The 13,193-nt window shown below is 35.0% G+C and carries 11 protein-coding genes; 7 read left to right on the forward strand and 4 right to left on the reverse strand.

Annotation, left to right across the window (positions count from 1 at the left end):
* Window positions 1-80: 80 nt before the first annotated feature.
* From AC0INN_RS18280 to recG, 5 genes are all read left to right on the forward strand, one after another.
* Window positions 81-1,736 carry a peptide MFS transporter gene (locus AC0INN_RS18280; protein ID WP_172283845.1) on the forward strand — a complete coding sequence of 552 codons (1,656 nt, stop codon included), beginning with the start codon at window positions 81-83 and terminating at the stop codon, window positions 1,734-1,736.
* Between the two features lie 133 nt (window positions 1,737-1,869).
* Window positions 1,870-3,624 carry a peptide MFS transporter gene (locus AC0INN_RS18285; protein WP_172283843.1) on the forward strand — a complete coding sequence of 585 codons (1,755 nt, stop codon included), beginning with the start codon at window positions 1,870-1,872 and terminating at the stop codon, window positions 3,622-3,624.
* A 104-nt stretch (window positions 3,625-3,728) separates the two neighbouring features.
* Window positions 3,729-5,201, forward strand: a complete 1,473-nt coding sequence (locus tag AC0INN_RS18290) for a peptide MFS transporter (protein ID WP_273650767.1) — start codon at window positions 3,729-3,731, stop codon at window positions 5,199-5,201.
* Window positions 5,202-5,246: 45 nt separating this feature from the next.
* Window positions 5,247-5,780, forward strand: coding sequence for a thioredoxin family protein (locus tag AC0INN_RS18295; protein ID WP_306614470.1), 534 nt, complete (start codon window positions 5,247-5,249; stop codon window positions 5,778-5,780).
* 92 nt (window positions 5,781-5,872) lie between these two features.
* Complete coding sequence (gene recG / locus AC0INN_RS18300) at window positions 5,873-7,990, forward strand: ATP-dependent DNA helicase RecG (RefSeq protein WP_306614597.1); 2,118 nt, start codon at window positions 5,873-5,875, stop codon at window positions 7,988-7,990.
* 591 nt (window positions 7,991-8,581) lie between these two features.
* Here recG and AC0INN_RS18305 read toward each other — a convergent pair.
* From AC0INN_RS18305 to dapA, 4 genes are all read right to left on the reverse strand, one after another.
* Window positions 8,582-9,028 (reverse strand): response regulator, encoded by a 447-nt coding sequence (locus AC0INN_RS18305; RefSeq protein WP_172283837.1) that lies wholly within the window; start codon window positions 9,026-9,028, stop codon window positions 8,582-8,584.
* On the reverse strand, window positions 9,021-9,602 hold the full coding sequence (locus AC0INN_RS18310; protein WP_172283835.1) for a helix-turn-helix domain-containing protein: 582 nt from the start codon (window positions 9,600-9,602) through the stop codon (window positions 9,021-9,023). Before AC0INN_RS18310 ends, AC0INN_RS18305 begins: the two co-directional genes overlap by 8 nt.
* A gap of 291 nt (window positions 9,603-9,893) precedes the next feature.
* Window positions 9,894-10,400: a GNAT family N-acetyltransferase gene (locus AC0INN_RS18315; RefSeq protein WP_273650764.1), complete on the reverse strand. Its 507-nt coding sequence runs from the start codon at window positions 10,398-10,400 to the stop codon at window positions 9,894-9,896.
* Window positions 10,401-10,506: 106 nt separating this feature from the next.
* A complete protein-coding gene (gene dapA / locus AC0INN_RS18320; protein ID WP_273650763.1) occupies window positions 10,507-11,379 on the reverse strand; it encodes a 4-hydroxy-tetrahydrodipicolinate synthase in 873 nt (290 codons plus the stop codon).
* Window positions 11,380-11,486: 107 nt separating this feature from the next.
* Between dapA and AC0INN_RS18325 the strand changes: the two genes are divergently transcribed.
* Together AC0INN_RS18325 and AC0INN_RS18330 are read left to right on the forward strand one after the other, a co-directional pair.
* Entirely contained in the window at window positions 11,487-12,242 is a 756-nt protein-coding gene (locus AC0INN_RS18325) for a 5'-nucleotidase C-terminal domain-containing protein (protein WP_172283829.1), read from the forward strand.
* Entirely contained in the window at window positions 12,242-13,192 is a 951-nt protein-coding gene (locus AC0INN_RS18330; RefSeq protein ID WP_172283827.1) for a bifunctional metallophosphatase/5'-nucleotidase, read from the forward strand. The genes AC0INN_RS18325 and AC0INN_RS18330 overlap by 1 nt, the downstream gene beginning before the upstream one ends.
* The last annotated feature ends 1 nt before the right edge of the window (window position 13,193 follow it).

Raw genomic sequence — 13,193 nt, forward strand, 5'->3', positions numbered from 1 at the left:
TTTATCGTTTTTCTAAAGAGTAATTTATTTTATCAATTAAAATTAAAAACTTATTTTTGGGAAATTTGAAATTTGTATAGATGAAGACTAAACATCCTAAAGGCCTGCCTTTTCTATTTTTTACCGAAATGTGGGAAAGGTTCGGGTACTACTTGATTCTCGGAATTTTTGTTTTGTATGTTATTGAACCTACCGGTTTAAAAGGAGGTCTGGGATTACCGGACAAAACCGCTGACGATATTTTCGGGACCTATATTGCACTTACCTATCTAACCCCGTTTATTGGAGGTTTCTTGGCAGACAGGGTTTTGGGATATATCAAATCTATTTATCTGGGAGGAATTCTGATGGCTGCTGGATATATAGGAATGGGCGTTTTCAAGGATCTCCCTTTATTCTACACTTCTCTGGCACTTATTATCATCGGAAACGGTTTTTTTAAGCCAACCATTTCTACCCTTCTCGGAAATCTATATTCTGAAGAACCTTATAAAGCCAATAAGGACTCTGGTTACAATATTTTCTATATGGGCATCAACATAGGAGCATTTATCTGCAATATTATTGCTGCTTTCATGCGTAACAAATTTGGATGGGGTGAAGCTTTCATTACCGCCGGAGTAGGAATGCTTATCGGAATGGTCATTTTTACCATTGGGAGGAAGCACTATATCCACGCAGCTCAGATGAAACCAGTTCAGGAAGGAGATACTAAGCTTTCGGAAATCTTAATAAAGGTTTTTTTACCGGCTATTATTGCCGGAGCCATCGGATGGTTTATTCCGGGTAATATATTTGGAAGCGATAGCACCGATGCATTTATTTTTGCATGTATTCCTGTCATCTATTTTTATGGTTCTCTTTATTTTAAAGCAAAACCGGAAGAAAAAACGGCTATCGGAGCATTATTATCTGTTTTTATGATCAGTATGTTTTTCTGGGCAGTTTTTAAACAAAACGGAACCGCTTTAACAAGATGGGCGAATTATTATACCGATCGAAGTGTTCCCGCAGCCATAGAAAAACCTTTAGAGAATATCTATATGGTAGATGGTAAAAGTTATGAGGACAAAGAAGTTCCTGTTTATGACAATCAATTCCAGTCACAGAAAGATAAAGACGGAAATACAATTAAAGTGCAGGGGAAAGATGTTTATTTTAAAAATATATCTTCTGAACAACGTGCTGAATTAGAGAAAAATCCAAAGAATAAGGTTTATTTATACAACACTGAATTATTTCAATCCATAAACCCTTTCTGGGTTATTGCTTTAACCCCTCTGATCGTAGGCTTTTGGGCAATATTACGAAGAAAAGGAAAAGAGCCGCTTACTCCTACAAAAATTGTTTTAGGCTTATTCATCTCCGCATTATCCTGCCTGGTAATGGTATTGGCAGTAATGGCCGGAGATAACGGAGCTGTAAAAGTTTCTCCATGGTGGCTTGTTGCCGGTTATGGAGTGATTACAGTAGGAGAACTCTGCCTTTCCCCAATGGGACTTTCTTTTGTTTCAAAGCTTTCTCCTGCAAGAATTACAGCATTGATGATGGGTGGTTTTTTCCTTGCCAACTCAGTCGGAAATAAGTTATCAGGAATATTGGCAAGTACGTGGTACAGCTATGATAACAAGATGAATTATTTCCTGGTTAACTTTGCTTTATTGATTTTTGCTACGCTTTTAGGGCTTTCAATGCTTAAAAGATTAAACAGGATCATGAAAGAAAAAGGGCATTAATTAACCCTTTTTAATAGATAATAAAAGCTGTAGAATTGATCTACAGCTTTTTTATTTAAATATAAAATTAAAATCTTGCCAAAAACTCAAAAAAAACTATATTTGCTAGTCTTAACAAAAATTAACAATAAGAATGGATAATATTGAAGCATTAAGTCCGAAACCGGATGAACTTGTAGAGAATAAGAGCTCCAGACATCCCAAAGGATTATGGGTTCTTTTCGGAACAGAAATGTGGGAGCGTTTCAACTTTTATGGGATGAGAGCACTTTTAACGCTCTTTATGGTAAACTCCCTATTGATAAAAGAAGCTGATGCAGCGATCATTTACGGTGGATTTTTAGCTTTGTGTTATTTAACACCTCTTTTAGGAGGATTTATTGCTGATAAATATATTGGTAACAGATACGCCATTATTATTGGTGGATCCTTAATGGCCATCGGTCAGTTTTTACTGTTCATAAGTGCCTCCACTTTTTCTGCTGATATCGGAAGTGCTAAGCTTATCATGTGGCTTGCCTTGTTCATTATCATTTTTGGTAACGGTTTCTTTAAACCGAATATCTCCTCAATGGTTGGAAGCCTTTATCCTAAGCAGGAAAAATCAAAGCTGGACTCTGCCTTTACTATTTTCTACATGGGAATCAATATCGGAGCATTCCTTGGGCAATTTATCTGTCCATACGTTGGGGATGTTAAAGATGCAGCAACAGGGGTAAGAGATATTTTCGCCTTCAAATGGGGATTCCTTGCAGCTTCTATTGCCATGATCATCGGAACTGTAACATTCTTCATCCTTAAAAACAAATATGTGGTGACTCCGGAAGGAAGACCTATCGGAGGATTACCAAAACATAATACAAGTGCAGATTTTGAAGAAGGGGAAACCCAAACGGCTAAATTCTCAGGTCCGTCATTAGGAATAACGGGGCTTATATTTGTCGTTTTATTTTTTGCTTTCAGATATCTTCTTGTAGGAGAATTTGGATTCAATTCAGTAGAGATGGGACAACTTATCAAAGGAATTATCTATCCTTTCATCTATGCGGCAGGTATCGCTTTAGCATTCCTGATTATGACTTCTGCTGAAAATAAAGTGGAAAGACAGAGAATCTGGGTAATTTATATCGTATCATTTTTTATTATTTTCTTCTGGGCCGCTTTTGAGCAGGCAGGTTCTTCCCTGACGTTCATTGCGGATAACCAGACAGACAGGAATATTTTAGGCTGGAATATGCCTCCTTCCATGGTTCAGATCTTCAACGGGATCTTTGTTGTTATACTTGCCGTTCCGTTCAGTTTGATCTGGGACAAATTAAGAGCCAAAGGAAAAGAACCTGTATCTCCGTTCAAGCAAGCTATGGGATTGGCATTAATTGCGCTTTCTTATTTCATTATTGCCCACAATGTAAAAGATCTTGGAAGCTCAGGTTTGTTAGCAATCAAATGGTTGATGCTATTGTATTTCATCCAGACATGCGGTGAGCTTTGCCTTTCTCCTATTGGTTTATCACTAGTAGGTAAGTTAGCTCCAAAAAGATTCGCTTCATTACTATACGGGGTTTTCTTTATCTCCAATGCAGCAGGTTATGCTTTAGCAGGTTCGTTAGGAGCTCTTATTCCTGCAACAGGTGATAAATTTAAAAAAGCGGAGGAAATCGGAGTAAACCTTCAGGATGTTTTAGACAAAAAAGTAACTTTAACAGCTGATCAAATAGCTGCTTTTGATAAAGCCCAGCTCCCATTACACAATCCTACATTTGCCGGATTTGAAATTCACAACCTGTTTCAATTCTTCATGGTATTCGTAGTACTTTGCGGTATTGCTGCGGTAATTTTAGGTTTAATTTCACCTATTTTAAAGAAAATGATGCACGGTGTAAAGTAGTTGCATTAATAAAATACTATAAAACCTCTGCTTTGTCAGAGGTTTTTTTATAAATTAGCACGCCGTTTCAAAATGAAACCGCTTTTCGTTTATTTTCATTTACTATGTATACATTAGAAGAAATACAAGATTTTAAAGGCAAGTATCCTAAACAGCTTTGGACGCTATTCACAGTAGAAATGTGGGAGCGTTTTTGTTTTTACGGGATGCGCGGAGTTCTTACCATTTTTATGGTGGACCAATTGGGCTTATTGGAAGATAAAGCCAATTTACAATATGGAGCAATACAGGCCTTCATTTATGCATTCACCTTTATCGGGGGAATTTTTGCAGACAAGATCCTGGGATTTAAAAGATCATTGGTTTTTGGCGGACTTATCATGTCCATTGGTAATCTTATTATTGCCTTTTCGCCCCATGATTTCTTTTATTTCGGAATTACCTGTTCAATCATTGGTACCGGTTTTTTCAAACCTAATATTTCTTCGATGGTAGGAGAACTTTACAAGGAGGATGACCCAAGAAGGGATGCAGGATATGGATTATTTTATGCAGGTATTAATATTGGTGGGTTACTTGGGGGTGGCTTATGTGTTTATCTGGGGAAATATTATTCATGGTCATGGTGTTTCCTTGCAGCTGCCGTTGTAATGATTTTAGGCTTGATTACATTTTTTGCGACAAAGAAAACCTTAGGCCCTATCGGAGATTCTCCATTACAGGCTCTTCCACAATCCAAAAGAACGACTCGTGAAGTGTTGGTTTATATCGGAGCGTTGCTAAGTATGCCGCTTATTTTTATCATGGTCAAGAATACGGATTATACCGATTATTTTATGTACCTGATAGGAATTGTTGCGGTCGGATATTTTATCATAGAAACATTAAAACAAACCACACCTTATCAGAAAAAGCTTGTTGCCGCATTCATATTCATCTTCATGTACTTTGTGTTCAACTCTATTTATGAGCAAAGCGGAGGTTCATTATCTTTATTTGCAAAAGATAATCTTGTACATAAGCTTTTAGGCTTTGGTATGGATCCTAATGTTATTAATAATAGTGCCAATTCATTTTTCATTATCATTTTCAGTCCATTGATCGGGCTGGCATGGATTGGTTTAAATAAAAGAAAATTAGAACCGAATACCATCAACAAATTCGGGATTGGATTTTTATTCCTTGCAGCCGGATTCTTTTTATTTTATAGTTTAAGATATTTTGCAGGTGCTGATGGAAAATCTTCACTTAATCTGTTTACCTTTACCTGGCTGGTCATTACTTTCGGAGAATTATGTTTGGGGCCGATCGGAATGTCTATTATCACAAAACTATCACCAAAGAAAATGTTCGGAATGATGATGGGATTGTGGTTTCTGGCAAGTGCATTCGGACAGTTTGCAGCCGGTAAAATCGGAGCAAGTTTTTCGGAGGCCAATACCGGCAATACCAACATGAGTAAACTTATTGCTTATACCGACGGATATAAAACTCTGGGAATCTATGCATTGATAGCTGGTGTGGTATTAATTTTGATGTCCAAGCTTGTGAGAAAATTAATGCAAGACGTAAAATAAAATATAAGCTTATTATGCTTAATTTTATTAATAATTTAAAATTATATGAAAAAAATTCTAAGCATAATAAGTTTGTTTTTGTTTACCCTGAGCTTCGCACAAGTTAAATGGATGACTATTGAAGAAGCCCTGAAGGCTCAGAAACAAAATCCTAAAAAAATTCTTATTGATTTTTATGCCGACTGGTGTGGTCCATGCAAAATTATGGACAAAAAGACATTTGGTCATCCAGTAATTGAGCAGATCCTGAATGAAAACTATTATCCGGTGAAGTTCAATGCAGAAGAGAAAAAAGATATTGAAATTTTCGGGAGAACATTTTCCAATCACACCGTTGAACACAAAAAAGGAAAAAATTCACTCCATGAATTCACACAATATATGAACGTTGCGGCAGTTCCCAGCACTGTTTTTCTGGATGAGAAAGGAGGACCCATCACTATTCTTCAGGGTGAACTTTCAGCTATAGAGCTTGAGCCTTACCTGGAATTTATTTCAAAGGATATGTATAAAAAAATCAAAACTCGGGAACAGTGGGAAGATTACCAGAAAAAGTTTAAATCCAAAATAAAAAACTAGTTTGGGATTTCCAAATTAATAATTAAGGCTTCCAATTTTTTGGAAGTTTTTTTTATTTTACCGAAATTCGGACTTTTATTTTTTCATTTACTATCGCGGATCAGAAACCTGTATCCAAGCTAAAATTGAATCTAGAAACCTCTATAGAATACGTTAAAGGAATCGGTCCTGAAAAAGCTAAACTCATTAAAAGTGTGTTGGGAATTTCTACTGTGGAAGATTTGCTTAACTTCTATCCTATCCGGTATCTGGATAAAAATAAAGTGTATAAAATTTCTCATCTTCAGGAAAACAATCTGGAGATTCAGCTAAAAGGAAAAATTACCCATGTTCAGGAAATTCAAACCGGAAAAACCAAAAGGCTCTCCGCCAAATTCAATGATGAAACCGGAACAATGGATCTTGTATGGTTCCAATATTCAAAATGGCTGAAAGAGCAGCTTCCCATCAACAGGGAAGTTTATATTTTCGGAAAGATCAATCTTTTTAACAGTCAGTTTTCAATGCCACATCCGGAAATTGAAATTGAAGAAAAAAGAGAAAATGATAATCGCCTGAGACCAATTTATCCAAGCTCTGAAAAGCTGACAAAACGTGGTTTAAACCAAAAATATTTTCAAACAATTCTCAGAAATATCTGCAAAGAGATCCCCAATCTTATTGAGGAAAACCTACCGGATTACCTGATAAAATCCTTTAAATTCTTATCAAGGCAACATACTTTTTTAAATATCCATTTTCCACAGAGTATGGAATATTTTGAAAAGGCCGATCAGCGGTTGAAATTTGAAGAATCATTTTTCTTTCAGCTAGGCTATGTTTTAAAGAAAATTCATCATAAAAGCCAGGCGTTCGGCAATCCATTTCCTATTGTGGGAGACTACTTTACCGGTTTTTATGAAAACCATCTTCCTTTTGAGCTTACCAATGCCCAAAAACGTGTTTTAAAAGAAATACGCTTAGATATGAAGAAACCGATACAGATGAACAGGCTTCTTCAGGGAGATGTAGGCTCAGGAAAAACGATGGTTGCTTTGCTTACTATGCTTATTGCAATGGATAACGGCTTTCAAAGTTGTATGATGGCACCTACTGAAATCCTTGCCCAACAGCATTATAACGGAATAAAAGAATTGCTGGAAAAAACAGATATTAATGTCCGGCTTTTAACCGGTTCCACAAAGGCTTCTGAAAGGAAAATCATTCATCAGGAGCTTGAAAACGGAGAGCTGTCTATTTTAGTAGGCACTCATGCCGTACTTGAGGATAAGGTTAAGTTTAAAAATCTCGGGCTTGCCATTATAGATGAGCAACATCGGTTTGGTGTTGCACAACGGGCAAAACTTTGGGCAAAAAACAAAATTCCGCCACACATTCTTGTTATGACAGCCACTCCTATTCCGAGAACTCTGGCTATGAGCTTTTACTCGGACTTGGATGTTTCTGTGATAGATGAAATGCCCGTAGGTAGAAAACCGATTATAACAGCTCATAGAAGAGAAAAAGACAGAACCTATGTTTATAATTTCTGTAGAGATGAAATAAAAAAAGGCAGGCAGGTCTATTTTGTATATCCGCTGATAGAAGAGTCTGAAACCTTAGATTATAAAAATTTAATGGAAGGTTTGGATCATGTTATGAACTCTTTTCCTGATTATAATGTGAGTATGCTTCATGGAAGGATGAAGCCGGATGAAAAAGACGCAGCCATGAATTATTTTGCATCCGGGAAAGCAGAAATTATGGTTGCAACGACAGTAATTGAAGTGGGTGTAAACGTTCCCAATGCCTCAGTAATGGTTATAGAGAGCGCTGAGAGGTTTGGTTTGTCACAGCTCCATCAGTTAAGAGGACGTGTGGGCCGCGGAGCGGAACAAAGCTATTGCATTCTCATGACTTCAGATAAACTATCAACTGAAAGCAGAACCCGCATCAGGACAATGACAGAAACCAATGATGGATTTAAAATCTCAGAAGTAGATATGCAATTACGCGGACCCGGTGATATTTTAGGTACTCAGCAAAGTGGTGTTGTAGATTTTAAAAGACTTGACCTGGTAAAAGATTCCGGGATTATAAAAGCAACAAAGAAAACAGTTGAAAAGATTCTTGAAAAAGATCCCCTGCTTGGTCTTGCGGAACATCAGATTATTAAAAACTACTATCTGAAATACTATAAAGGGAAAAATAAATGGAGCAAAATATCATAAAAAAACCGCAAAAAGAAAAAGATCTTTCCGCGGCCCCCTTATAAAACTGTTATTTAGAAGAAATTATTCTCGTGGTAAAAAATTTATTTAGTAGAATGCTTATTATTCTGTAATTTGATGTGGAGTGAAAATATTTATAGCATTTGCATTTTTATTTTAAGCCACTACTAAATAAATTTTGAAAAAACAAAATGAATTATGTTTCCAACTTACTTATTATAAAAACTAACTGTGTTTGTCGAAAGGATTTTAAAAGAAACGACTATAATATCCCCCGACGCTTGAGTTTTCATGATTGTACCGTTGTTTAAAGATCTTCTACGCTTAACATTGGAACTGAATAATCCATTTTGTTTTACTAACATCGTGATTAACATTTTTTACTTTCAAGATTTGAAAAATAATTATTTATATTAATTACTTTTATGATTAATTTGTGTTAGCACGTTTCTTGTACAAATTTCATCAATTGTTATTAATAACTATTTATATTATTATATTTAATAGTTATAAAATTTTCACCTATTGGTGAGTATTGTATAATATGTCTTATTTTATTTCTGAATTAAAATCCAGAAACATCAATGTTTATCATACTTTCAGGATAAGATTATCCTTATTGAGTCCTGATGTGTGGTATTGCCAATTGAGAGTCACTACCTCGGAAATTACCCTTTTCAGGTCTTTATAATTATCTGGTTTTTTTATATAAATATTTGCACCTTTTACAAAAATCCTTTCGACTTCTTCTTCTGACAACGTATCACAATATACCCCTGTGACCATACTGTTCAACCTCACATCTTTTTTAATCTCTTCCAGACATTCCAGCATCCCTTTTTTTGGAATGGTGTAGTTCATCAGCAGCACTTCCGGAATAAGAGCCTCCGCATTATTTAAATATTTCATCAAATCCTCACCATTGGAAAACGACTGCACCTTTACTGTTATTTTAAGATCTTTAAGTATACTTTTAAATAGAATAATATTGCCTTCGTCATTATCAACAAGTATGGTATTTAAATATTCTTTATTCATAAAGCATTTTATTAGTAACAGCCACAGTCTGCTCTTTTCTCCTTTTGATAATAATTTTCTGAAACTGGGAAGGAGTGATACCCGTTGTATTTTTAAATTGTGTACTGAGATGAGCAACACTGGAGTAGTTCAGCTTATGTGCAATCTCCGTAAGGTTAAGTTTATTTGTAATAATCAGCTCCTTGGCATATTCTATCTTCTGTAGAATAATAAAGTTTTCTATAGATGTGTACGCGACTTCTGAAAAAAGATTGGAAAGATATCCGTAGCTATGATTCAATTTTTCAGCAATGTAAATAGACGCTTTAACAGCAACAATATCTTTTGAGAAAACCAATTCTACGATTGCATCTTTTATTTTCTGGACTAATGCAATCTTCTGGCTCTCGATAATTTCGATGCCATAATCTTCAAGATTCTTTTTGAAATTATTGTGCTGTTCCTGAGTAAATGCTTCATAAAATTCAACTTCCCCAAAATTCAGCAAACGGTATTTCAAACCCTGTTCTTTAAGCTTTTCATCCAACACTTTTTTACAAAGAGCATTGAAATCAAATTTCACATACATTTTCATCCTAGTACAAGTGTGTTAATTATTTTGTAAATATAAACTTTTATTTCATATAAATGTGAAATAGGTTAATAAAGTTAAAATAATTTTCATAAACGCAAAAAACTCCTGCATTAAAGAATACAGGAATTTAAACACTAAGGATGAAAAAAATATACTGATAAAAGCCAATACAGCTTAAAACCAAGTATATGAACGTATTATTTTTGAAGTGATTTGGTTCTTTGCAAATATCACAATTATAACCAAGTCACCCGTTATAGAATTATCAGATATTGTTACACAATTATAAGTCTATTGTTCGTGAATTATAAATTCCATGAGATAATCGTCCATCACGAAACCATTCCCGATATCAAATACTCCTTCGTCGTAGATCCGGTATCCTTGAGATTCGTAAAATTGTCTTGCGGCATTAAATTTATTTACATTTAAGATTATTCTGCCATCTCCAGCTTCAAGTGTTTTGTCTGCCAAAAAAGCGAGTGCTTTTTTCCCAAATCCTTTTCCTTTACTCTCGGGAACCAAATAAATCCTGTGGAGTTTTGTTGTTTGATCTTCGTAGGCATTTTCGTAGCCTATAAATCCTTCAAAAGAGTTACTTTCTCCATCTTTAATAAGATAATAATGATAATGAGGGTGCTGCAAATGCCCTGCAATCTCTTCTGTAGAATACATTGTACCCAACATATACTCCATCTGTTCAGCCGAAAGTATTTCTGCATAGGCATTTTCCCATGATCTTCTGGCTAAATCCTGAATTAAAGGAATGTCATTTTCTGTTGCTTTTACTAATTCCATAATTTTATCATTAAAAAAAGTGAAAGGCACGAACCTTTCACTTTATGTTATTTAATTTATTGACAGATAACGTAACCGCATATTTATTTTTAACGTCTTACGTATCTTAAACATTCGCCATTTCAGCTTTTATTTTCGCGTAAAGTCCTTCTGATGCTGCTACGAGAGGAAGTCTTAAATAATTTTTAATAATTCCTTTTTCTGTCAAAATCACTTTAATTCCACATGGATTTCCTTCGGCAAAAATCAATCTTGTGATTTCCACAAGTTTGTTATGAATTTCATAAGCTTCTTTTACTTTTCCATCCAAAGCTAACTGAATCATAGTAGAAAACTCTTTTGGATATGCTTGTCCTATAACGGAAATAACTCCTTCACCCCCTGCCAAAGTTACAGGCAATGCATATTCATCATCTCCCGATACTAATGCAAAACCTCCAGGCTTCTTTCTTAAAATATCGAAATATTGAAGAATGTTTGGAGCGGCTTCCTTAATTAAGAATAAATTAGGAAATTCTTTAGCCAATCGAATCGTAGTATCTGCCTCTATATTTTGTCCTGTTCGGGAAGGCACGTTATAGATAATGATCTTTTTTCCTGTAGAAGCCAGAGCTTTATAATGCTGATAAAGCCCCTCCTGATTAGGTTTATTATAATAAGGAGAAACTGATAAAACTGCTTCAAATGATGAAAGATCCGTTTCTTCAATTTGTTTTTTTACTTCAAGAGTATTGTTCCCTCCAATTCCCAGAACCAAAGGAAGGCGTTTACTATTTACCTTAATGATATGATCTGTAACCTGTTTCTTCTCCTCTGCAGAAAGTGTTGCAGCTTCCGCTGTAGTTCCTAAAACAACTAAATAACTGGTTCCGTTTTCAATGTTATATTCAACAAGTTTTGTTAAACTATCAAAATCAACGGATAAATCTTCATTAAAGGGTGTTACCAAAGCCACACCTACTCCTTTTAAAATGCTCATCTGTTAGAATTATTTTTGTCAAATTTAATAATTTCGACTAAGAATTTATAATAAATAATAATGTTTTATTCTACATATAATTATATTTGCATATACTAAAAGAAATTATGAAAAATAAATTCTTATTGCTGGGAATTGCCTTGGTTTCGCTTACTTCTTGTAAAACAATTCCTTTACAGGTAGCAAATGTGGAAACACAAAAGAATATTTCCATTAATAAAGATCTGAAGAATGATGAGGCTTTTGTAAAAGTTATTGAACCTTATAAACAAAAACTGGATCGGGAAATGAATCAAAAAATTTCCCATACGAACACAGATCTTACCAAACAAGGTGATAACAGCAATCTGGGAAATCTTTTAGCTGATTATACTTTTGAAGGAGCCAATGAATGGGCAAAGTCACACCTGCAAAAGAATGTTGACGCTGCTCTCATCAATATAGGAGGTATTCGCACTTCCATTGGCAAGGGTGATATTTTACTCAAAAATGTATACGAAGTGATGCCATTCGAAAATGAAGTGGTCATTGTTAAAATGAAGGGATCCGACTTGCAGGGTTTATTTGAATACTATGCAAAAAATGAGGTCAATAATCCGGTTTCTCATTTGTATATAGAAACTCAAAACGGCAAACCATCCAAAACTTTAATTGACGGAAAAACCATTAATTCAAGTCAGGATTATTATATTGCAACTTCTGATTATTTAGCATTAGGAGGTGATAACATGAATTTCTTTGCAAAAGGGGAATCAATTTCTACGGGAATTAAAATGAGAGATCTTTTTATTGATTGTTTTAAGAAAAACCCGCAGATTGTTCCCAATACAGATGTTCGTTTAAATTTTATCGGTAAGAAATAATGGATAGAAAAAGATTTATAAAAACAATTGGTGGCGGGACTATGGCAATGGCTTTAGCTCCCAATATGATGATGGCTGAAGATTTCGGACTGAGTACCTTATCTTCAACAAATAAACTTACTATTCTTCATACCAATGATCAGCACAGCAGAATAGAACCTTTTGATGAAAGTTATACAAAAAATCCTAATCAGGGAGGTTTTGCAAGAAGAGCAAGTTTAATACAGCAAATCAGAAGTAAAGAAAACAATGTATTGCTTCTTGACTCGGGAGATATATTCCAGGGAACACCATACTTTAATTTCTTTGGCGGCGAACTTGAATTCAAATTAATGTCCATGATGAAATATGATGCTTCTACCATGGGGAATCATGATTTTGATAATGGATTACAGGGGTTTCTGAATGTTTTGCCTAATGCACAGTTTCCATTCATCTGCTCGAATTACGATTTTAAAAATACAGTTTTAGATGGTAAAACATCTCTCTATAAAATCTTCAATAAAAACGGAATCAAAGTAGGGATTTTCGGAGTAGGCATTCAATTGGAGGGGCTAGTGGGTAAAAAACAATATCAGGAAACCGTATATTCGAATCCGATTGAAGTTGCACAACATTATTCAAACTTTTTGAAAAATGAACAAAAATGTGATCTTGTAATTTGCTTATCACATATTGGCTACGATTACAAAGGAGAGCCCGATAAGGTAAGTGATAAGATACTGGCTGCAAGTACAGAAAATATCGATCTGATTTTAGGAGGACATACCCATACATTTTTACCGGAACCCCAAACCTTTAAAAACCGTCAAGGAAAAAATGTCCTGGTAAATCAGGTGGGATGGGCAGGACTTCTTTTAGGCAGAATAGATTTCCATTTTGACAATAACAAAAACGTACAACATATCTCCTGGAATAATCAGGTAATAGATAGCAGTATAATAGCATAAT

The sequence above is a fragment of the Chryseobacterium subflavum genome (genome assembly GCF_055762745.1).

Excerpts from the sequence above, each read along its gene's own strand:
- AC0INN_RS18280 (WP_172283845.1), top strand. The coding sequence starts at position 81 with ATGAAGACTAAACATCCTAAAGGCCTGCCTTTTCTATTTTTTACCGAA.
- AC0INN_RS18285 (WP_172283843.1), top strand. The coding sequence starts at position 1,870 with ATGGATAATATTGAAGCATTAAGTCCGAAACCGGATGAACTTGTAGAG.
- AC0INN_RS18290 (WP_273650767.1), top strand. The coding sequence starts at position 3,729 with ATGTATACATTAGAAGAAATACAAGATTTTAAAGGCAAGTATCCTAAA.
- AC0INN_RS18295 (WP_306614470.1), top strand. The coding sequence starts at position 5,247 with ATGAAAAAAATTCTAAGCATAATAAGTTTGTTTTTGTTTACCCTGAGC.
- AC0INN_RS18305 (WP_172283837.1), bottom strand. The coding sequence starts at position 9,028 with ATGAATAAAGAATATTTAAATACCATACTTGTTGATAATGACGAAGGC.
- AC0INN_RS18310 (WP_172283835.1), bottom strand. The coding sequence starts at position 9,602 with ATGAAAATGTATGTGAAATTTGATTTCAATGCTCTTTGTAAAAAAGTG.
- AC0INN_RS18315 (WP_273650764.1), bottom strand. The coding sequence starts at position 10,400 with ATGGAATTAGTAAAAGCAACAGAAAATGACATTCCTTTAATTCAGGAT.
- dapA (WP_273650763.1), bottom strand. The coding sequence starts at position 11,379 with ATGAGCATTTTAAAAGGAGTAGGTGTGGCTTTGGTAACACCCTTTAAT.
- AC0INN_RS18325 (WP_172283829.1), top strand. The coding sequence starts at position 11,487 with ATGAAAAATAAATTCTTATTGCTGGGAATTGCCTTGGTTTCGCTTACT.
- AC0INN_RS18330 (WP_172283827.1), top strand. The coding sequence starts at position 12,242 with ATGGATAGAAAAAGATTTATAAAAACAATTGGTGGCGGGACTATGGCA.